Here is a 20352-nt window from a genome sequence, read left to right on the forward strand (position 1 = left end):
CTGACCACGTATGGAGCCCGGGTGGGGATACGCTGGCCGCGTGACCACCAGCCCCGAGCGCCGCCGGACGGACCCGAAGGCGGCGCGTACCGCCGGACCGGGCCGTCCCACCCGGCGTGACCGGCACGGGCGGGGCCTTCGCGGCCGCCTCGTGCCGGCGACTGTGCCGCTGGCCCGTACCAAGGCGGAGATCTTCGACGACCTGGTGCTGGACACCGTCGAGAGCCTTGAGCGGCGGTATGCGAAGGAGTTGGCCGGCGTCGAGTTCGCGGTCGAGGACGTGCCACCCGAGCTGAACGTCTACGACTCGGACGTGCTCGAGGACGGCGAGGTGCCTCTGGCCCGGCTGCTGCCCGGCCGTCCGGGACGGCACGAGCTGCCGCCGCGGATCGTGCTCTACCGCCGCCCGCTGGAGTTCCGGGCGATGGATCGCGAGGACCTCGCCGACCTGGTGCACGACGTGATCATCGAGCAGGTGGCCAACCTGCTCGGCGTGGATCCGGACGAGCTCGCCTGAGCCGGCTCAGGCGACCCGCCGCTTCAACTTGCGACGCTCACGTTCGGACAGTCCACCCCAGATCCCGAATCGCTCGTCATGGCCCAGTGCGTACTCCAGACACTCGGCCTTGACCTCGCAGCGGCCGCAGATGCGCTTCGCCTCGCGCGTCGAGCCGCCTTTCTCCGGGAAAAACGCTTCCGGATCGGTCTGTGAACACAGCGCCCGTTCTTGCCACTCGGGCGCGTCCCCGAGCAGGTCTACCCCTTCAACCTGCGCTTCCATCGGCGTGCCTCCAAATTCCGCGTCGACGGTGAAGCCGACGCTGACCCCCCACGCACGCGGCGTGTTTCTGTGGGTTCGACGCGAATGTGCCACATCGTCCCCACAACCCCACCAAAATTACACGCGTGTAAGACGTGCGTCGTCAAGCCGAACCTGCTAAATGGGCCCGTTTCCCCGAAGCGTCGGCAACGCTTCACGGGTCCCGTTCCAGCCCTATCTCCCGTAGCCACCGGAAGGTAACGCCAGCCCGACACTTCGCGTCCAATTTAACCCGTTTTGTAATCAAGGGGCAGGGGGTCCCCCGTCTCGGGTCCGCCAAATGGATCACGCAACTCCCGGCGGGCACGTGTCCAGGCCCGCCGGGAGGTGTACAACGTGGTGCGTTCCGCCCTACCGCCGGCCGTACACCGTGGTGCGTTCGACCGCCGGACGTCCCGCGGACGCGGCCAGTTCCTTGAGCTCGGCCACGGTACGCGCGGACCCGTGCTCCGACCCGGCCATCCGGGAGATGGTCTCCTCCATCAGCGTGCCGCCCAGGTCGTTGCAGCCGCTGTTGAGCATCGCCCGGGTGCCCTCGTCGCCGAGCTTCACCCAGGAGCACTGGATGTTGTCGATCCGGCCGTGCAGCAGAACCCGGGCCATCGCGTGGACCACCCGGTTCTCCCGCCACGTCGGACCCGGGCGGGCGATCCCGGCCAGGTAGATCGGGGCGTTGGTGTGCACGAACGGCAGCCCCACGAACTCGGTGAAACCACCGGTGACGTCCTGGATGCCGGCCAGCACCCGGAAGTGGCCGAGCCACTGCCGGGGGTGGTCGACGTGGCCGTACATCATGGTCGAGCTGGACCGGATGCCGACCTGGTGCGCCGTGGTGACCACCTCGACCCAGCTGGAGGTGGGCAGCTTGCCCTTGGTCAGCACCCAGCGCACGTCGTCGTCGAGGATCTCGGCCGCGGTGCCCGGGACGGTGCCCAGGCCGGCCGCCTTCAGCTCGGTGAGCCACTCCCGGATCGAGACACCGGCCTTGGCCGAGGCGGTGACGATCTCCATGGGCGAGTACGCGTGGACGTGCATCCCCGGCACCCGCTCCTTGACCGCGCGGACCAGATCGGCGTACGCGGTCACCGGCATCTTGGGGTCGATGCCGCCCTGCATGCACACCTCGGAGGCGCCGTCCCGCCACGCCTCCTCGGCCCGGTCCGCGACCTGCTCCACGGACAGCCGGTACGCGTCGGCGTCCTTCTCCCGCTGGGCGAAGGCGCAGAACCGGCAGCCCACGTAACAGACGTTCGAGAAGTTGATGTTGCGGTTCACCACGTACGTGATGTCGTCGCCGTTGACCGCCCGGCGCAGGTCGTCGGCGATCCGGGCGAGCTCGTCGAGGGCCGGGCCGTCGGCGTTGAACAAGGCCATCGCCTTGTCCTCGTTCTTCTCCAGCAGGAGCGCCCCCGGATCGTCGGCGGCCAGCTTGAGCGCCGCCACCACATCGGTGGGCATGGTCCGCGGCGCCTCCTTGACGTGCGCGGCCACCTCGTCCCAGTCGCCGTAGACGTCGTCGAAGTCGGACCGGCGGTCGCCGGTGCGGCCCTCGGTGTCGATGGCCGCGAACAGGTCGGTACGCCCGGAGCCGAAGGTCTCCTCCGGCTCCTGCCAGGGCAGCCCGGACGGGTTCACCGAGCGAGCCAGGCCGTCCGGACCGGCCAGCGCGGCGACGTGGGCGGCCAGCCGCGGGTCCAGCCAGCCCTCCTCGGCCCGGCGGACGTACTCCGGATAGATGGTGAGCCGCTCTCGCAGCTCGAATCCTTCCTTCGCCGATTTCTCGGCCAGGATGTCGATCTGCGGCCAGGGCCGCTCCGGGTTGACGTGGTCCGGGGTCACCGGCGAGACGCCGCCCCAGTCGTCGATCCCGGCCCGCAGCAGCAGCGCGAACTCGTCGTCGATCAGGTTGGGCGGGGCCTGGATCCGGGCCCGGGGTCCCATGATGACGCGGGCCACGGCCACCGTCGCCGCCAGCTCACGCAACTCCGCGTCCGGCATCCCGCGCATCGCCGTGTCCGGCTTGGCGCGGAAGTTCTGGATGATGACCTCTTGGATGTGCCCGTACTCGCGGGCCGCCCGGCGGATCGCGAACAGCGAGTCCACCCGCTCCGGAACGGTCTCGCCGATGCCGATCAGGATGCCGGTGGTGAACGGGACGCCGACCCGGCCGGCGTCGTCGAGCACCCGCAGCCGGACGGCGGGCTCCTTGTCCGGCGAGCCGTAGTGCGGGCCGCTCTTCTCCGACCACAGCCGGGTCGCGGTGGTCTCCAGCATCATCCCCATGCTCGGCGCGACCGGCTTGAGCCGCTGCAGATCGGCCCAGCTCAGCACGCCCGGGTTGAGGTGCGGGAGCAGGCCGGTCTCCTCGAGCACGGCGATGGCGCAGGCTCGCACGTAGTCGAGGGTCGAGTCGTACCCCCGCTCGTCCAGCCACTGCCGGGCCGCCGGCCAACGATCCTCCGGCCGGTCGCCGAGCGTGAAGAGCGCCTCCTTGCAGCCCTGTGCCGCACCCTGCCGGGCGATCTCCAGGACCTCGTCGCGTTCCAGGAACGCCGCCGGCAGCCGATGCGGCACGGTGGCGAAGGTGCAGTAGTGACACCGGTCCCGGCAGAGCCGGGTCAGCGGGATGAAGACCTTGCGGGAGTACGTGACGACGCCGGGCCGGCCGGCCTCCCGCAGACCCGCGTCCCGGACGCCGCCGGCGATGGCCAGCAGTTCCTCGAACTGGTCTCCGGTGGCCGCGAGCAGCGCGGTCGCCTCGTCGATGTCGATCGCTTTGCCGTCGGCGGCACGGCGCAGTGCGCGGCGGATGCTTGCCTGGGTCGGTACCGGTTCAACGTTGACCTCTACCACGCAAAGCAGCCTAGGCCGGATTCGTTTCCTGTGCCCCCGTGGTTTCCGGGCACGGGCAGTGTCGTGAGACACCATCACCCGTGCCCGGGCGGCTGACTCACTGTCGCGGCGGGTCCTCGTCGGCGGGTCCGAACCCCGGCCGGTTGTCCGGAAGCTTCTCGGTCAGATCCTCCGCCTTCGGCACGACCTGGGTCGGCTCGGAGAACGGCGGGACCGGCACGCCCGATGCCGGTGCACCCGAGGACGGCGGCGGGTTGCCCACCGGCGGCGTCGCGACCGGCGGCTGGTTCCAGGTCGGCTGGCCGCCGGGCGGGGGCTGCGCACCCGGATGCGGCTGACCGTAACCGGGGGCCGGGTGGCCCGGCTGCGGTCCGTAACCGGGCTGCGGCGCGCCGAACTGCTGCTGCTGCTGCTGCGGTGGCTGGGCGAACGGCGGCTGCCCGGGCGGGGCCTGGCCGTACGGCGGCTGGCCGTAGGGCTGCCCGTACGGGGGCTGACCGTATTGCGGCGGGCCGTACTGGGGCTGGCCGTAGACGCCGGGCTGCGGCCGAGCCGGCGGGTAGACGCCACGCCAGATCTGCACCACCGCGTACACCGCCAGCCCGAACACGGCCAGCCACGCCAACCGGGTCAGCAGCTCGGTGAAGGCGCCACCGGGGTCGTCCGTGGCGATGCCGCTGACCCCGAAGAGCACCCCGAACACCAGGCCGAAGAAGGCGACGACGCCGTACTCGATCAGCGCGGTCAGGACGATCAGCCGGGCCTTCGGGTGTACCGGCTTCACGCCCAGCGCGAGGAGCACCGCGGCGAGCGGGAAGAAGATGGTCACCAGGTTGACGAAGCTGCCGAAGCTGTAGCGGGTCCGGCCGAAGAAGTCGGTGCCGAACAGGTCGATGACGCCGGTGAAGAGCAGTACGGCCGGGAGACCGGCCAGGGCGTACACGGCGAGGTCACGCAACGGCCGGAGGTACTGGCCGATCGGCTTCTCGCCGGGCGGCGTGGGCTGCGGTGGAGTGGTCACGGTTACTCCCGGTGCGGTGAGCGAGGTCGGCCCAGAGTAAACCGATACCCACGAACGGGTGGCGTGACGCCGGTGCGCGAGGATGTGGGAATGCGGATCGTGGTCCTGACCGGGGGCATCGGCGGTGCCCGGTTCCTCCTCGGCGTGCGCGCGCACGCCCGCGCCATCGGCGCTGACGTAACTGCGGTGGTCAACGTCGGTGACGACGTGCGGATGCATGGCCTGCAGATCTGTCCCGACCTGGACAGCGTCATGTACACGCTGGGCGGCGCCGCCGACCCGGAGCGTGGCTGGGGCCGGGTCGGCGAGACCTGGGTCATCAAGGAGGAACTGGCGAAGTACGGCGTCGAGCCGTCCTGGTTCGGCCTGGGCGACAAGGACACCGCCACCCATCTGGTACGCACGACGATGCTGAACGCCGGTTACCCGCTCTCCGCGGTCACCGCCGCCCTGTGTGAGCGATGGCAGCCCGGCATCACGATGCTGCCCGCCACCGACGACCGGCTGGAGACCCACGTGGTCGCGGACGTCGAGGGCGAGCGCAAGGCGATCCACTTCCAGGAGTGGTGGGTGCGTTACCGGGGCGAGGTGCCGACCCACCGGTTCGTCTTCGTGGGTGCGGAGTCCGCCAAGCCGGCCGCGGGTGTCCTCGACGCGATCGCGGGTGCTGACGTCGTCCTGGTCGCCCCCAGCAATCCGGTGGTCAGCATCGCGCCGATCCTCGCCGTACCCGCGCTGAAGGAGGCCGTCGCGAACGGCCCGGCGCCGGTCGTGGGGGTCTCGCCGATCATCGGCGGCGCGCCGGTGCGCGGCATGGCCGACAAGTGCCTGGCCACGCTCGAGATCGAGGTGAGCGCGGCGGGCGTCGGCCGGATGTACGGTCCCCGCGCCGACGGCGGCCTGCTGAACGGCTGGCTGGTCGACGAGTCGGACACCGGCGCCCAGGTGCCGGGCGTGACCACTCGCGCGGTGCCCCTCTGGATGACCGACGAGCAGGCCACCGCACGGATGGTCGCCGCGGCGCTGGAGCTGGGAGGAGTCCGGTGATCGACGGCCTGGAGATCCGTCCGGTCCGCGGCATCGGCGACGTCACGGCCGGTGACGACCTGGCCGAGCTGATCACCCGGGCCGCGCCGTGGCTGGCCGACGGTGACGTGCTGGTGGTGACCAGCAAGATCGTCTCGAAGGCGGAGGGCCGCCTGGTCGAGGTGCCGGCCGACGGCCCGGACCGCGAGGAGGCCCGGCAGCGCGCCCTGGCCGGCGAGACCGCCCGGGTGGTGGCCCGCCGCGGCCCCACCACGATCGTGCAGACCCACCACGGCTTCGTGATGGCCGCGGCCGGCATCGACGCCTCGAACGTCGACAAGACCCACCTGGTGCTGCTCCCGGCCGATCCGGACGCCTCGGCGCGGGCTCTGCGCGCCGACCTCCTGCGCCGGGGACTCGACGTGGCGGTCATCATCTCCGACACGATGGGCCGGGCCTGGCGCAACGGGCTCACCGACGTGGCGCTCGGCGCGGCCGGCATCGAGGCGTTCCGCGACCATCGGGGCGAGATCGATCCGTACGGGAACGAGCTGAGCCTGACCCAGATGGCCGTGATCGACGAGCTGTCCGCCGCCGCCGAGCTGGTCAAGGGCAAGCGTGACCGGGTGCCGGTCGCTGTCGTGCGCGGCTACCCGCGGTCGGCGGAGGGCTCCGGTGCGGCCGTCCTGGTCCGCGACTCGGAGAGTGACATGTTCAGCCTGGGCACGGCCGAAGCGCGCGCGTCCGGCCTGCGCGCGGCCGCCGGCCTGGGTGATCAGCGCGCGGCGAACGCCGATCCGGCAGCCGTGGAACGTGCTCTCGACACGGTCAGCGGCCTGCTCACCGCCGGAGTCACCCGACGGCCGGACGGCGTCCGGCTGACCCCGGCGGGCGACGGCCCGGCCGCCCTGATCCGGCTCGGCACCGATTCCCACCGGCTGCGGGCCGCCCTGGCCGCCGAGGGGGTACCCACTGTTGCCACGATCGACGACGATGGCACCACCCTGACCTTCGGAGATCCGTCGTGAGCAACGCCCTGTACGCGGACGCGGTACGCGTCCTGACCACCTGGACCGCGACCTCGGACGAGGCCGACCTGGCCCGCAAGCAGACCCTCGAGCTGCTGGCCGACGGCCCGGCCGCGATGACGCGTGCGCACCGCGCCGGTCATGTCACCGCGAGCGCCCTGGTGGTCGACGACGCCGGGCGGGTCCTGCTCTGCCTGCACGGCCGGCTCGGCATGTGGATGCAGCTGGGCGGTCACTGCGAGGCCGGCGACCGGACGCTCGCCGGCGCGGCGCTGCGCGAGGCGACCGAGGAGTCCGGCATCGCCGGGCTGACCGTCGACCCCGAGCCGATCGACGTGGACGTCCACGAGGTCCGCTGCGGCGCGGGCGAGGGGGCACCGGCCGAGCCTTCGGTCCACTTCGACGTGCGTTTCCTGGTCCGCAGCCCGGCCGGCGCAACCGAACAGATCAGCGCCGAGTCCGCGGACCTGGGCTGGTTCGCCCCCGGCACCCTGCCGAGTCCCCTGGCTTCCGGCACGGTCCGGCAGATCGCCCCGGCCCTGGCCCGTCTGGCATGACCCGCCGTCTTCTGAGCATCACCCTGCCCGCCGTGACGGTCCTGGCCGCGCTGGGCGCCTGCGCCCGTCCCGCCGACTCGGTGCCGGGATCCGCCGCCAACGCCGCGGCACCGCGGTACGAGCTCTGCGGCATCAGCGACGTGAGCGTCACGATCGCCGCGCAGCCGTCCACCGAGACGGCGCAGACCGCGCTGGTGACCCTCACCAACACCGGCACGGACACCTGCTCGGTCGACGGCTGGCTCAGCATCATGCTGGTGAACGTGGCGAACAACCAGGTGAAGGTGCCGACCATCCTGGTCGACCAGCCCGGCCCCGCGGCCGAGGTCCCGCTGGCCGGTGGCGAGTCGGCATACGCCGGCATCAAGTGGACCGCCTGCGCCAAGGGTGAGGCGAAATGCAGCGCCGGCAACGCCCTGCGTTACGACCTGGCGGTCGCCACCGTGGGCCTGCCCGCCGTCATGGAGGGCTTCCCCAAGAACCGGAAGCGCAACAACCTCACCATGCGGTCCCTGGAGATCGGGTCGCTCCAGGCGACCCGGACTGGTGTGACCGACTGGTGAACGGCCGGCGGGCGCGCGGCCCGCCGGCACCGCACCGATCAGATGTAGCCGTGGTGGCCGAGCTCCTTGAGCTCGTCGACCAGGTGCTTGACCTCCTGCGCCCGCTCCCGCGGGCAGATCAGCACCGCGTCCGGCGTATCCACGATGATCAGGTCGTGGACACCCAGGGCGGCCACCAGGCGACCCGAGTTCGGCAGCACGACCAGGCTCTTCGAGTCACGCAGCAGCACGGTGGGCTTCTCCACCTCGCCGTCCCGGCCGACCACGACGTTGCCCGCAGGGTCTGCGGTGAGCACCTCGCCGAGGGTGTGGAAGTCACCGACGTCGTTCCACCCGAAGTCGCCCGGGATGGTGCCGACCCGGCCGACCGCGGCCGCGCCCTCCATGACCGCGTAGTCCACCGAGATCCTCGGCAGGGTCGGCCAGACCTCGCCGAGGACCTCCTCGCGGCCCGCGGTCTCCCAGGCCTGGGCGATCCGGCTCACGCCGGCCGCCAGCTGCGGCTGCTGCCGGGCCAGCTCGGCGAGGAACGCGTCGACCCGCCACACGAACATGCCGGCGTTCCACAGGTAGTTGCCGGACTTCACGTAGCCCTCGGCCACGTCGTACGTCGGCTTCTCCTTGAACTCCTCGACCTTCAGCAGCGGGCCGTCGTCCACCGGGCCACCGCACTGGAGATAGCCGTAGCCGGTCTCCGGGCGGGTCGGGGTGATCCCGAGCGTCATCAGCAGGCCCTGCTCGGCACCGACCATCGCCTTGCGGATCACCTCGGCGAAGGCGGTCCGGTCGGCGATCAGGTGATCGGACGCGAACGAGCCCATGATCGCGTCCGGGTCGCGGCGGGCGATGACGGCGGCGGCGAGGGCGATCGCAGCACAGGAGTCACGCGGCGACGGCTCGACGAGCACGTTCTCCTCGGGCACCTGGCTGAGTTGCCGCGAGACCGCCGCGGCGTGCGCCACGCCGGTCACCACAAAGGTCCGTTCGGGGGAGGCCAGTGTGTCCAGCCGGTCCACCGTGGCCTGCAACAAGGAGGCCTCGGTGCCGGTCAGAGGGTGCAGAAATTTGGGATGACCGGCGCGGGACAGTGGCCAGAGACGGGTTCCGGTGCCCCCAGCCAGAACCACTCCGTACAGCACAGCCTGTTCGTCGCTCATGGGCGGCAAGTTTAGTTGATGATCAAGCCGCGACCCGGTTCCAAGTTGTCACATGAACCTCCGCGCTGGACGCCCAGGTGAACTCCTTGGCCCGGTCGAAACCCGCCTTCGCGAGGGTGCCCCGGCGCGGCTCGTCGTGCAGCAGATCGGCCAGATCCTCGGCGATCCGCTCCGGTGCCTCGGTGGTGTACGCCACCGCGTCACCGCCGACCTCGGGCAGCGAGAGCCGGGGCGTGGTGAGCACCGGGGTGCCACAGGCCATCGCCTCCAGGATCGGCAGGCCGAAGCCCTCCCCGAACGACGGGTAGCAGGCGACCAGCGAGCCGCCGAGGAAGCCGGGCAGATCCGCGTACCGCAGGTAGCCGGGGCGCAGCAGCCGCAGGTGTGAGGGCACCTCGGCGACCGCCCGGTCGATGTCGTCGTCGTGCCCCTGACCGCCGGCGAGCACCAGGGCCGGCGGGTGCGGCCAGTCGGCGACCGCCCGGGCCCAGCCACGGATCAGGTTGGGCACGTTCTTGCGCGGCTCCTTGGCGCCGAGGAAGGCGACGTAGCCGGAGTCACCGAGGCCGAGACGTGCCCGCACCCGGGCCTTCTCCTCCGCGGTGGGCATGTGGAAGGCCGACTGGTCCACGCCGTGATAGGCCACGTCGATCCGGGTCGGGTCGGCGTCGAGCAGGCGGATCAGCTCGTCCCGGGTGGCCTTGCTCGGCACGATGACCCGGCCGGCGCGGCGCAGCGACGTCTTGATCGCGCTGCGGAAGAACGTCCGCTTGGTGTTGTCGTAATGCTCCGGCTCGGTGAAGAACGTCGCGTCGTGCACCGTGACCGTAACCGGGCATCCGGCTCGCAGCGGGCAGGTGTAGAACGGCGAGTGCAGCACCTGCGCACCCACCTGCTGGGCGAGCAGCGGCAGGCCGGTCTGCTCCCAGGCGAGGCGGGCCGGCCGGTGCGCGATCGCGGCCGGACCGGGAAGCACCTCGGCCTCGGGGAGCATGCGGCGGTAACGCTCCGCGTCCGAGCGTTGAGTGACGACGGCTAGGTCGACGCGGTCCGGACTCAACTGCCCGAGGGCTCCGAGCAAACCGTCGACATATCTGCCGACGCCACCTCTGTCGGCGGGGACACTGGTGGCGTCGACCAGCACTCGCGGGGGGCGACCGGGGGTCACGAGGCATCTCCTTGGCGTCTCTGACGTACCGATGCTGCGGTGTAACTCTGACGTTGAAAGTCGCCAACGTCACCGTCGAGCGTACGCCTGGAACGCTTCGAGAAAGTGTCCGCGACACCGGCACATCGACGGCGTTCCGTAACCGTCACCCACGGTGATCCATCTATCGTGAGGCCGGTGAACAACACGATCCCGCAAGCGTTCGCGGCCGCGGTCCGGCGCGACCCGACCGCCCCGCTGCTGACCTGGTACGACGACGCCACCGGCGACCGCACCGAACTGTCCGGGGCGACTCTGGAGAACTGGGTCTCGAAAACCGCGAACCTGCTGGTCGACGGAATCGGCCTCGGGCACGGCGACACGGTCGGGTTGCTGCTGCCGCCGCACTGGCAGACCGCGGCGCTGCTGCTCGGCGTGTCGGCGGCCGGACTGGCGGCCGATCTGGGGCGGGAGGCGCAGCCGGTCCAGGCGCTCTTCACCACGCCGGACGACGTCGAGGCGGCGAGCGCCTGGAACACCATGGACCGGTACGCCACCGGGCTGCTCCCGCTGGCCATGCCGTTGCGTGACCTCCCCGAGGGGTACGCGGACTACGTGACCGAGGTCCGCAACCACGGCGACCACTACCGGGGCGCACCGGTCGCCCCCGCTGACCTCGCCGTGGCCGGCCCGTACGAGCTCAGCCAGGCCGATGCCATCGAGGCGGCCGAGGTACGGGCCGCCGAGCTGGGCATCAAGGCCGGCGACCGGGTGCTGATCGACACCGCCGCCTACCCGGACCCGGCCGACTGGCTGCTGGCGCCCCTGGTGGCCGGCGCGTCGATCGTCCTCTGCGCCCATCTGGACCGGGCCAAGCTGGAGGCCCGGTCCAGCACCGAGAAGGTGTCGGTGATCCTCGTCTAACCGCGCCGGCGGGCCAGGTCGGCGAAGGCGGTCAGCGACTCCGGGTTGGCCAGGGCACCGGTGGCCGCCGCCGACTCGACCGGGGTGCCGGTGAGGATCCGCTTCACCGGCACCTCCAGCTTCTTGCCGGAGAGGGTGCGCGGCAGTGCGCGTACCTGATAGGCGACGTCGGGCACGTGCCGCGGCGACAGCGCGCCACGCAGCTCCCGCGCGATCCGGCCGCGCAGCGCGTCGTCGAGCTCGGTCCCCTCGGTGAGCACCACGAACAGCAGCAGCTCACCGTTGGGATCGCCGGGCTTGTCCAGGTGGATCACCAGCGAGTCGACCACCTCCGGCAGGCTCTCCACCACCGAGTAGAACTCCGCGGTGCCGAGCCGTACGCCACCCCGGTTGAGCGTGGCGTCGGACCGGCCGGTGATCACGCAGGTGCCGTCCTCACCGATGGTGATCCAGTCCCCGTGCCGCCAGACACCCGGGTAGACGTCGAAATAGGCCTCCCGGAACCGGGTGCCGTCCGGATCGTTCCAGAAACCGACCGGCATGCTCGGCATCGGTGCGGTGATCACCAGCTCGCCGAGCTCCCCGATGACCGGCTTGCCGCCGCTGTCGAAGGCCTCGACGCGGGCGCCGAGGATCCGGCAGGCGATCACCCCGGCCCGGACCGGCAGCAGCGGGGAGCCGCCGACGAAACCGGTGCAGACGTCGGTGCCTCCGGAGAGGGAGAGCAGCTGGAGGTCCCGGCCGACCGCCTCGTACACCCAGGCGTAGCCCTCCGGCGGCAGTGGGGCGCCGGTCGAACCCACCCCCTTGAGCTGCTTGCGCGGGATGATCCCGGCCTTGCGGCAGGCCATCAGGAACGGCGCCGACGTACCGAAGTAGGTGATGCCCGCGGCGTCGACCAGATCCCAGAGGGCGTTGAGGTCCGGCCAGCCCGGATTGCCGTCGAACAGCACGATCGACGCGCCCACGGCCGGGCCGCTGGCCAGGTAGTTCCACATCATCCAGCCGGTGGTGGTGAACCAGAAGAAGCGGTCCTCCGGGCCGAGGTCGTGGTGCAGCGCCAGAACCTTGAGGTGCTCCAGCAGGATGCCGCCGTGGCCGTGCACGATCGGCTTGGGCAGGCCGGTGGTGCCGGAGCTGTAGAGCACGTAGAGCGGGTGATCGAACGGAACCGGCTCGAAGGCCATCGGCTCGTCGCCGCCGAGTTCACGCCAGTCGCCACCCTCGGGATCGAGGTATCCGATGGTGATGACGTGTTCGATCGACGGGATCGCCGCCTTGATCGCGGAGATCTCCTCGCGCCGGTCGATGTCCTTGTTCCCGTACCGGTAACCGTCGGTCGCGACGAGCACCTTCGGCTCGATCTGGCTCCACCGGTCGATCACACTGCGGGCGCCGAACTCCGGCGCGCAGGACGAGAAGATCGCGCCGAGGCTCGCCGTCGCGAGCATCAGCACGTACGTCTCCGGGATGTTCGGTGCGTAGGCGGCGACCCGGTCGCCCCTGCCGACCCCCCGGGCCACCAGCCCGGCACGGACGCGGCGGACCTGGTCACGCAGCTGCCGGGCGGTCAGGTGGACCGGCTCACGACTTTGCGAGTACGCGAGGACGACCGGCTCGTCATCCCCCCGCCCGGGCATCCGCAGAACATTCTCGGCGTAGTTCAACGTGGCACCGGGGAACCAGGTCGCCCCGGGCATGCCGGCGTCGCCGAGCACGGCCGTCGGCTGCTCGTGCGCCACCACTCCGAAGTAGTCCCAGATCGACTGCCAGAAGCCGGGCAGGTCGGTGACCGACCACTCCCACAGCGCCGGGTAATCGGCGAACGAGAGACCCCGTTCCCCCTCCAGCCATGCCAGATAGCGACCGATCCGGGTGTTCCGCCGCGCGTCCGCCGCGGGCTCCCAGAGCACTGTGCCGGACGTCACCTCGCCTGTCGTCATCACCACACCTTAACGGTGGATCAATCGGCCACCGGATGGTGCTCGGCGCGGGCCCGCTGGATGGCCGCGCGCCGGGCCAGCCGGTGGTCCCGGCGGATCCGAGCCTCGTTGAAACGCCGCAGGTCATCGGGGTCCTCGGGCAGCACCGGCGGCACCTGCCGGGGGTCGCCGGCCACGTCCACCCCGACGAAGACCAGGTACGCCGTCGCGACCTGGAGCGGCGTCGCACCGACCGCGTCCCAGCGCTCGGCGGCCAGCCTGACCCCGACCTCCATGGAGGTGTTACCGGTCCAGTTCACCTGCGCGTACGCGTGCACCAGGTCGCCCACCCGCACCGGCTCCAGAAAGAGGATCTCGTCGATCGCCGCGGTCACCGCGGTACCGCCGCTGTGCCGTGCCGCCGCGGCTCCGGCCACGTCGTCGACGAACTTCATCAGCACGCCGCCGTGCACGGTGCCGTAGAGATTGACGTCCACCGCAGTCATGATCCGGCTGAGGGTGACCCGCGAGTTCGCGGTCGGACGTCCGGGGAGCTGTTCTTCCATGGCCGGTACGTTACGGCGGTGTTCGCCGCACTTGCCGGACCCGGGTACCGTGCCGGATCATGCGCCACCTCAGGTCGATCCTCTATGCACTCGTGCTGGCCCCGGCGATCTGGGTACTGGCGGGCGTGGGCTTCACCCACGACCTGACCAGCCGCGGCCGGGAACTCTTCGCCGCCGAGTCGATCTCCGGCCTGCTGCTCCTGATCTTCGCCGGCATCCTCTACGCGATCCTCGCGTTCGCCCCGGTCTCCCCGGCCGGCCCGGTCCTCGCCGGTGCCGCCTTTCTGGCCGTGACCATCTGGGCGTGGAACTCGCCGGACGCGTATGCCGGGCTGTGGGCGCCGGAGGTCTCGAAAGCGGGATTCGACCTGAGCCGGCCCGGCTACGGCCTCGCCGCGCTGCTGGCCATCCCGCTGCTCGGCACCGCGCTCAGCGCCCGGCGCTGGGCCCGGTACGAACCGCCGGTCCTGCCGATCATCGGCGAGGTCGCGCGCTTCCGCGGCGCCGCCAAGGTGCCGGGTATCCCGGTCTCGATCGCCGAGACCACGGTGCTGCGGACCGGCCGCGCGGGCGAACCGGCCGTGCCGGTCGCGGCCGCGGGTTCGGCCGACGAGACGGTCGCCATGCCGACCGCATCCGCCCTGGCGGCCGCATCCGCCCTGCCGGACGACCGCACGGTCGCCATGCCGGCCGCGCCCGCCATGGCCGACGACCGCACGATCGCCACGCCCACCGCGCCCGCCATGCCCGACGACCGCACGATCGCCACGCCCACCGCGCCCACCGCGCCCGACGACCGCACGATCGCCATGCCGGCCGCGGACTCCGATGGCGCCTGGGATCCCACTATCGCGGTCCGGACTCCGGAAGCTGAGCCGACCACGGTCTTCGTCGTCTCGGATGACGAAACCACCGCTGTCGCCGCGCGCCCGGCGCCCTCGGGTTCGAAGGCTTCCCCCAATAATCCCGTTATTACCACCAATCCGGAAAAATCGCCCGGCGAGCCGGCAGAGGACTCCACCACCGTCCTCCCGTCGACGAAACCGGACGAGGCAACCACCCGCCTGCCGGAGCCCGCAGACGACGAAGAGACGCACCGGCTCACCAAGCCGATCGAACCCGCGACGATCGCCCAAGACGCCGTCGCGGCACCCCCGGCCAAGAGCGACGAACCGGCGAACCTACCTGAGGACCCCGCCACACCGCTCACGCTGCCGTCGCCGGCCGCCGCGAACGGCGACGAGCCGACCACCTACATCCCGGCCCAGCGCCACCCGTCACCCGCCGAAGCCTGAGCCCGGCGGACCGTTACTCGGTGCGGTCGCTCACGCCGCAGCCTGGCGCAGGCGGGCGGCGGCGAGCGCGGCCAGCACGACGGCGGCTTCCGGCACGCAGCGGTCGTCGAAGATCGCCTGCGGGGCGTGGTTCATCGGAGCGGTGGCCGGGTCGGTGCCCGGCGGGACCGCGCCGATCATCAGGTACGCGCCCGGCACCTGATCGAGCACGAAGGAGAAGTCCTCGGCACCGGTTACCGGGCGGGGCGCCTCGATCGCGCGCTCCGGCCCGACCAGCTCCCGCACGGTGGTCAGCGCGAACGCCGCCTCGACCGGGTCGTTCACGGTGACCGGGTAGTCGGCCTGGTAGTCGACCTCCACCCGTACCCCGTGCGCGTCGGCGATGCCCCGCACCACCCGCTCCACCCCGGCCTGGATCACCTGGTGCGTCTCCGGCGAGAAGGTCCGTACGGTGGCATGGAAGGTGCCGCTCTCCGGGATCACGTTGAACGCCGACCCGGCGTGGATCGAGCCGACGGTGATCACGGCCGGGTCGAACACGTCGGCGGTCCGGGTCACCATGGTCTGCAACGCGGTGACCATCTCGCACATCGCCGGCACCGGGTCGACCGCCAGGTGCGGTGAGGATCCGTGGCCGCCCTTGCCGTGCACGGTCACGGTCACCGAGTCGGATGCGGCCAGCATGGTGCCGGGCCGGGTGGCGACCACACCCAGCGGCAGCACGGCAGCGGCGGCGTGGATCGCGTACGCGGCGATCACCCGCTGACCGGCCGCGTCCAGCACACCCTCGTCGATCATCACCTTGGCCCCACGCTGGCCCTCCTCGCCGGGCTGGAACATGAAGACCACGTCCCCGGCGAGGTCCTCGCGGCGCCCGGCCAGCAGATGTGCGGCACCGACCAGCGCGCTGGTGTGGATGTCGTGCCCGCAGGCGTGCATCACACCGGGAATCGCCGAGGCGAAGTCCAGCCCGCTCTCCTCCTGGACGGGCAGGGCATCCATGTCACCGCGTAGCAGCACCGCCGGGCCGGGTCGCCCGCCGCGCAGCACCGCGGTGACCGAGGTGAGCGACGTGCCGGTGGTGATCTCCAGAGGAAGGCCGTCCAGCGCGGCGAGCACCTTGGCCTGGGTCAGCGGCAGGTCGAGCCCGAGCTCGGGTTCGCGGTGCAGCGCGTGCCGGAGGCTGATCAGGCGGTCGGCGTACGCAAGCACGTCATGAGAAGAGAACATGGCGGTATGGTCGCCCTCAACGAGCGCGACCACCAGTCCGGTCGGAGCCGGCGTCCGACGCTGCCGAAGGCGGGCTTGTGGCCCGCCTCCGGCAGTCGGACGGCTGACGGCCCCTACCCGATCAGCCGGAGGTAGTCCAGATTGAACCCTCCGGTTTCACAGTAAACCGTAAGAAGTTGATCCCCGGCAGGTAGCGAGACCGGTACCCGCACCGGCCGGTACGCACCCCAGCCGCCGGTATCCGGCACGGACACCGTGGCGAGCACCTGCCCGGCGGCGTCCCGGATCGAGATCGCGTCCGGCACCTCGGCACCGGATCCGGTTGCCACGCCCAGTTCCAGCTCGTATCCGCCGGCCGCGGCGAGGTCGAAGCGGTACTTCAGCCAGTTGCCGGGTGCGGTCCACCCGACGTTGCGGCCTCCGCTCGCCGCGGCGTTGCTCTCGACGAAGTTCGCTCCGCCCTCGGTCCAGCCGTGCTGCTCCGCGTACCCCTCGGCTTCCACGATCGCGCCCGGCGGCGCGCCATGCGGCCGGACCGTCACCTTGATGCGTGTCTCATCGTGCCGCTGCCCGTCGGTGACCGCGACCGTGAGATCGAGCTCGCCGGCGACGGTCGGGGTCATCGTGATGACGCCGGTCCGGGCATCGAGCCGGACACCGGCCGGCAGGTCGGTCGCGTAGTAGGAGAGCTGGTCGCGGTCCGCGTCGGTGGCGCTCAGCGGAATGCGCACGGTCGCGTACTGGTCGGCGACGACGCCGGAGACGCCGGCCAGCACCGGCGCACGGTTGTGCCGCGACGGCGGCTTGCGGTCCATCCAGCGATAGGTGGCGTACGCGTGAGCCGGCACCACCGTCCGGAAGGACCGGTCCCCGACCACCACCTCGACCGAGGTGTCCACCGCGTTGCCGTTGCCGAGCACCGCGACGTACTCGGCACCGTCCCGGAAGACCGCGTTGCCGACTCCGCCGTCCGTCGCGCTGGACTGCACGCGCACATGCCCGGGCCGCAGATACCGGGCGAACTGCCCGAGTTGGTACAGCTCGTCGCGTACCGTGAAGGTCTTGGTGTTGGTGTCCACCTTGACCATCCGGTTGGGCCACTTGCTGGTCCGCGCGACCTCGTCCCAGTCGACGTTGTTGTCCCGTTTGTCGGTCCAGTGCAGCGTGCCGCCGTCCTGGTCGGTGGCCTGCGCCCAGAGGATGTACGAGCTCGCGTCGAGCCGGAAGTCGGCCAGCACGGTCGCCGGTGACAGGTCACTGGTCTCGGTGAGGTGCACCGGCTTACCGGTCTCCGCATAGGCGTCTCGCATCACCCTCGGGTCACCCCAGTAGGGATGGAACGCGATTCCGTCGGCGGCCCGCTTCGTCGCCGGGTCCTCGAAGATCCGGTGGTAGTTCTTGGTCTCGGTGCTGTTCGGGTCGCGCCAGTCCCAGAAGTTGAAGTCGTGCACGTAAAGCTGTGTCCACAGGCCGGCCTTCCGCAGCTCCCGCTTGATCGCGACGGACAACTTCTTCTGTTGATCGATGCTGATGTCCATCGCCGGGTAGACGACATCCATGCCCGGCTCGTTCAGTAACGTCAACGCGTCAACATTGATGTGCTGACGTGCGTACGCCTGGATGAACTTGACGTAGTAGCGGGCGAACACGTCGATGCAGTCGTCCCGCAGCTTGCCTGCCTGGTAATACTCGGTGCTGCTGCCCGGCTTGAGGGCCACCTCGCCGAGGAACTTGTTGTTGGTCTTCATCCAGGCCGGCGCGCTCCACGCCGAAGCGAGGAACGTGGCCCTCGGGTTGTACTTCTGGATCAGTTTGATGGTGTCGACGATGTGCAGGTCGATGTCGCGCTGGATGGAGAAATACCTGAGGTCCCAGTCGTCGCTCACACCCGGCGGCAGCTCGTCGTAGGACCAGAACGGCCGGTGCTCGATCAGGTCCGGGCTGCCGATCGTGATCCGGAACCGGTCCAGCCCGGCGCCGGTACGCGGATCGACAAGCAGCCGGATCGCCCGCTCCCGTTCGGCCGGGGTGAGCTTCCACAGGTTGGAGACGCTTGTCTCGTCGATGGAGAACCCGATGCCGGTGTACTCCTGCCGGCTCCGGCTCGGGTCGATGACGACGGTGGCGTCCGCCGGTTTCGCGCCCTTGGTCAACCCGGTCCGCGGAAGATCCTGCCAATGCGCTCCGCCGCCCGAGTAGGTGCCGGTCACACTCGTCGAGTGCGCCGGCGTCCCGGTCAGCGAGGTCGCGGCGACGGCCGCCACCACCACCAGTGACTTGAGCAGCATCAGTTGAGCACCCATTTCTGGTTGGCACCGGTGGTGCAGGTCCAGATCTGCAGCCGGGTGGCGTCGGCGGAGCTGTTGCCGGTCACGTCCAGGCACTTGCCGGAGTACGCGTTGACCAGCCGCTGCGAGCCGTCGTACGTCCACCGCTGCGAGGTGTCGGCGTGGCAGTCCCAGAGGTGCGCGACGGTGCCGTCGGCGTTGCTCGGCCCGGCGATGTCGAGGCACTTGCCGAGCGAGCGCAGCGTGCCGTCACCGGCCCGGGTCCACTGCTGCGCGGCACTGCCGTTGCAGGCGTAGAGCTGGATCGCGGTGCCGTTGGCGGTGGCCGCTCCGGCGACGTCGACGCACTTGCCGGCCAGGCCGGTGATCGCGCCGGTCGGCTGCGGGGTGGAGGCTCCCGACCAGGTGAAGGTGGCGGTGGTACGGGCCGGCAGGTTGTACACGAAGGACTGTCCGGACCAGTTCACGCGAACGGACTGCGCGGACGTGCCGCCGTTGTGCGCGATCAGGGCCTTGGAGCCGTCCGGGTTGCGCCAGGCCACGTTCTGCACGGCGGTGTTGTTGGAGTCGATCCGGACCGCGCCCGGCTTGACGAACTTGGTGAGGTGCCCGGTCGTGTAGTACTCGACGGTGTAGTCGACCTGCCCGGCCCGGCTGCCGCCCTCCTGCACGGTGATCAGACCGGTGCAGGTGCCGCAACCGCCGTTGTGCGGTCCCATGTTCTGGTTGAGCGCCAGGCTCCACTTCACCAGGCTGCTGCTCCAGTTCCGGGCGTAGTTGACGATGTCGGCCAGGTCCTCGTTGTGCTGGTTGGCGATCCAGGTGCCGCCGGAGTGCTCGGTGCTGAACTGCTTCACTGACGGGTACTGGGTGTGCACCTGGGTACCGACCGCCGGGTCACCGAAGTAACCGTGCCAGGCGATGCCGCCGAAGAGCGGGTCGTTGCGTACGCCCGCGTCACCGAGGATGGCCGCGCCGAAGTTCGCGTAGTCGCCGTAGTTCCAGTCGTGGATCAGCACCTTCGTGGTGATGCCGGCCGCCCGGAACGCCGGGTAGACGAAGTTCTTGGTGAACTCGACCAGGCCGGACGGGTTCCAGCTCATGCCCGGGTAGTTCATCGCCGTCGGGTTGGACGCCTGGCAGCAGTTCGGCTCGTTCTGCACCGAGATGTAGTTGATCGGCACGCCCGCGGCCTGGTAGCTCTGGATGTACTTGACCAGGTACTGGGCGTACGTCGGGTAGTGCTCCCACTTGAGCCAGCCCATCTGGTCCATCCGGCCGTTGTCCTTCATCCAGCCGGGCGCGCTCCACGGCACGCCCTTCACCCGCAGCGCCGGATTCAGTTGCCTGGCCTGCTGGGTCAGCAGCCGGACATTGGTGTCATAGCCGTTGGTGTTGAAGTCGTTGAGGTCGCAACACGTGTCGTCGAGCGACACGTTGCCGGGCCGGGACAGGTCGGACGCGCCGATCGGGTTGCGGACGAACGACAGGCCGATGCCCTGGGTCGGGCTGAACAGCTTCTGCATCACGCTGTCCCGGGTCGCCGCACTGATCGGACCGCCCCGCAGCAGGTACGCGGTGGTGTCGGTGATCGACGCGCCACCGCCCTCGAAGGTCTGGTAGGTGACGCCCTCGTTGACGTTGATGGTCTGGTTCGCGGTGCCGCCGGCCGGACCGAACGCGATGTTGGCCTGCTGCTGCAGGCCGCGGGTCACGGTGCGGCCGCCACTGTCCGACGTGGTGGTCAGGTAGACGTTGACGGTCTCGCCGGCGGCGAGGGCGGGGGACGCGGGGGATGCCAGCACCGTGGCGCCGACAGCGGCGGCGACTAGCAATCTGAGGTACGACATTGGGGGACTCCCTGCTACGAGACGTAACAGGAAGGAAACCTGTATCAATTAAGAGCAGTCAATGAATTGCGGTTCCGGATTGCCGTGTTCCGGTTCCGGAACCAT

At 70.5% G+C, this 20352-nt stretch carries 17 protein-coding genes; 7 read left to right on the top strand and 10 right to left on the bottom strand.

Features of this window, described 5'->3' with window-relative positions; all coding sequences use genetic code 11:
• The first annotated feature begins 10 nt into the window (after positions 1-10).
• Positions 11-517 carry a metallopeptidase family protein gene (locus tag I4J89_RS16915; protein WP_373688137.1) on the top strand — a complete coding sequence of 169 codons (507 nt, stop codon included), beginning with the start codon at positions 11-13 and terminating at the stop codon, positions 515-517.
• Between the two features lie 6 nt (positions 518-523).
• On the opposite strand, the gene I4J89_RS16920 is transcribed toward I4J89_RS16915, so the two are convergent.
• The 3 genes from I4J89_RS16920 to I4J89_RS16930 all read right to left on the bottom strand — a co-directional run bounded on the left by I4J89_RS16920 (position 524) and on the right by I4J89_RS16930 (position 4694).
• Complete coding sequence (locus tag I4J89_RS16920) at positions 524-781, bottom strand: WhiB family transcriptional regulator (protein ID WP_014688021.1); 258 nt, start codon at positions 779-781, stop codon at positions 524-526.
• Between the two features lie 390 nt (positions 782-1171).
• A complete protein-coding gene (locus I4J89_RS16925; RefSeq protein ID WP_196414936.1) occupies positions 1172-3673 on the bottom strand; it encodes a bifunctional FO biosynthesis protein CofGH in 2502 nt (833 codons plus the stop codon).
• A gap of 97 nt (positions 3674-3770) precedes the next feature.
• Positions 3771-4694 (bottom strand): DUF1206 domain-containing protein, encoded by a 924-nt coding sequence (locus I4J89_RS16930; RefSeq protein WP_196414937.1) that lies wholly within the window; start codon positions 4692-4694, stop codon positions 3771-3773.
• A gap of 90 nt (positions 4695-4784) precedes the next feature.
• Between I4J89_RS16930 and cofD the strand changes: the two genes are divergently transcribed.
• Genes cofD through I4J89_RS16950 form a run of 4 tightly spaced genes read left to right on the top strand, consistent with a single transcriptional unit; the run spans position 4785 to position 7868 of the window.
• Entirely contained in the window at positions 4785-5741 is a 957-nt protein-coding gene (gene cofD / locus I4J89_RS16935) for a 2-phospho-L-lactate transferase (protein ID WP_196414938.1), read from the top strand.
• Positions 5738-6748: a coenzyme F420-0:L-glutamate ligase gene (locus I4J89_RS16940; protein WP_309238351.1), complete on the top strand. Its 1011-nt coding sequence runs from the start codon at positions 5738-5740 to the stop codon at positions 6746-6748. Before cofD ends, I4J89_RS16940 begins: the two co-directional genes overlap by 4 nt.
• The gene (locus I4J89_RS16945; protein WP_196414939.1) at positions 6745-7305 is read left to right on the top strand and encodes an NUDIX hydrolase; all 561 of its coding nucleotides are present in this window, start codon (positions 6745-6747) and stop codon (positions 7303-7305) included. Before I4J89_RS16940 ends, I4J89_RS16945 begins: the two co-directional genes overlap by 4 nt.
• Positions 7302-7868 (top strand): DUF4232 domain-containing protein, encoded by a 567-nt coding sequence (locus tag I4J89_RS16950; protein WP_196414940.1) that lies wholly within the window; start codon positions 7302-7304, stop codon positions 7866-7868. The genes I4J89_RS16945 and I4J89_RS16950 overlap by 4 nt, the downstream gene beginning before the upstream one ends.
• Before the next feature lie 38 nt (positions 7869-7906).
• On the opposite strand, the gene I4J89_RS16955 is transcribed toward I4J89_RS16950, so the two are convergent.
• Positions 7907-9025 carry a mannose-1-phosphate guanylyltransferase gene (locus I4J89_RS16955; protein WP_230859056.1) on the bottom strand — a complete coding sequence of 373 codons (1119 nt, stop codon included), beginning with the start codon at positions 9023-9025 and terminating at the stop codon, positions 7907-7909.
• 22 nt (positions 9026-9047) lie between these two features.
• Positions 9048-10193 carry a glycosyltransferase family 4 protein gene (locus I4J89_RS16960; RefSeq protein WP_196414941.1) on the bottom strand — a complete coding sequence of 382 codons (1146 nt, stop codon included), beginning with the start codon at positions 10191-10193 and terminating at the stop codon, positions 9048-9050.
• Between the two features lie 177 nt (positions 10194-10370).
• Here I4J89_RS16960 and I4J89_RS16965 point away from each other — a divergent pair, with 177 nt between their 5' ends.
• Positions 10371-11096, top strand: coding sequence for a TIGR03089 family protein (locus I4J89_RS16965; RefSeq protein ID WP_196414942.1), 726 nt, complete (start codon positions 10371-10373; stop codon positions 11094-11096).
• Here the strand turns inward: I4J89_RS16965 and I4J89_RS16970 are convergent.
• Complete coding sequence (locus tag I4J89_RS16970) at positions 11093-13039, bottom strand: acetoacetate--CoA ligase (RefSeq protein ID WP_196414943.1); 1947 nt, start codon at positions 13037-13039, stop codon at positions 11093-11095. The two genes, I4J89_RS16965 and I4J89_RS16970, sit on opposite strands and share 4 nt — an antisense overlap.
• Positions 13040-13059: 20 nt before the next feature.
• Positions 13060-13584: an acyl-CoA thioesterase gene (locus I4J89_RS16975; RefSeq protein ID WP_196414944.1), complete on the bottom strand. Its 525-nt coding sequence runs from the start codon at positions 13582-13584 to the stop codon at positions 13060-13062.
• 59 nt (positions 13585-13643) lie between these two features.
• On the opposite strand from I4J89_RS16975, the gene I4J89_RS16980 reads away from it, so the two are divergent.
• Positions 13644-14879, top strand: a complete 1236-nt coding sequence (locus I4J89_RS16980; RefSeq protein WP_196414945.1) for a hypothetical protein — start codon at positions 13644-13646, stop codon at positions 14877-14879.
• A gap of 30 nt (positions 14880-14909) precedes the next feature.
• On the opposite strand, the gene I4J89_RS16985 is transcribed toward I4J89_RS16980, so the two are convergent.
• From I4J89_RS16985 to I4J89_RS16995, 3 genes are all read right to left on the bottom strand, one after another.
• Entirely contained in the window at positions 14910-16109 is a 1200-nt protein-coding gene (locus I4J89_RS16985; protein ID WP_196414946.1) for a M20 metallopeptidase family protein, read from the bottom strand.
• Positions 16110-16222: 113 nt separating this feature from the next.
• Entirely contained in the window at positions 16223-18397 is a 2175-nt protein-coding gene (locus I4J89_RS16990; RefSeq protein WP_196414947.1) for a carbohydrate-binding protein, read from the bottom strand.
• The gene (locus I4J89_RS16995; protein ID WP_196414948.1) at positions 18397-20247 is read right to left on the bottom strand and encodes an RICIN domain-containing protein; all 1851 of its coding nucleotides are present in this window, start codon (positions 20245-20247) and stop codon (positions 18397-18399) included. Before I4J89_RS16995 ends, I4J89_RS16990 begins: the two co-directional genes overlap by 1 nt.
• Positions 20248-20352: the final 105 nt, after the last annotated feature.

It is taken from the genome of Actinoplanes aureus (genome assembly GCF_015704865.1).
GTDB classification, from domain to species: Bacteria; Actinomycetota; Actinomycetes; order Mycobacteriales; family Micromonosporaceae; genus Actinoplanes; species Actinoplanes aureus.

What these genes read in the sequence shown, in the direction of transcription:
- cofD (WP_196414938.1), top strand. Translation starts at nt 4,785, where the DNA reads ATGCGGATCGTGGTCCTGACCGGGGGCATCGGCGGTGCCCGGTTCCTC.
- I4J89_RS16990 (WP_196414947.1), bottom strand. Translation starts at nt 18,397, where the DNA reads ATGCTGCTCAAGTCACTGGTGGTGGTGGCGGCCGTCGCCGCGACCTCG.
- I4J89_RS16995 (WP_196414948.1), bottom strand. Translation starts at nt 20,247, where the DNA reads ATGTCGTACCTCAGATTGCTAGTCGCCGCCGCTGTCGGCGCCACGGTG.
- I4J89_RS16980 (WP_196414945.1), top strand. Translation starts at nt 13,644, where the DNA reads ATGCGCCACCTCAGGTCGATCCTCTATGCACTCGTGCTGGCCCCGGCG.
- I4J89_RS16920 (WP_014688021.1), bottom strand. Translation starts at nt 781, where the DNA reads ATGGAAGCGCAGGTTGAAGGGGTAGACCTGCTCGGGGACGCGCCCGAG.
- I4J89_RS16955 (WP_230859056.1), bottom strand. Translation starts at nt 9,025, where the DNA reads ATGAGCGACGAACAGGCTGTGCTGTACGGAGTGGTTCTGGCTGGGGGC.
- I4J89_RS16950 (WP_196414940.1), top strand. Translation starts at nt 7,302, where the DNA reads ATGACCCGCCGTCTTCTGAGCATCACCCTGCCCGCCGTGACGGTCCTG.
- I4J89_RS16975 (WP_196414944.1), bottom strand. Translation starts at nt 13,584, where the DNA reads ATGGAAGAACAGCTCCCCGGACGTCCGACCGCGAACTCGCGGGTCACC.
- I4J89_RS16915 (WP_373688137.1), top strand. Translation starts at nt 11, where the DNA reads ATGGAGCCCGGGTGGGGATACGCTGGCCGCGTGACCACCAGCCCCGAG.
- I4J89_RS16970 (WP_196414943.1), bottom strand. Translation starts at nt 13,039, where the DNA reads ATGACGACAGGCGAGGTGACGTCCGGCACAGTGCTCTGGGAGCCCGCG.
- I4J89_RS16985 (WP_196414946.1), bottom strand. Translation starts at nt 16,109, where the DNA reads ATGTTCTCTTCTCATGACGTGCTTGCGTACGCCGACCGCCTGATCAGC.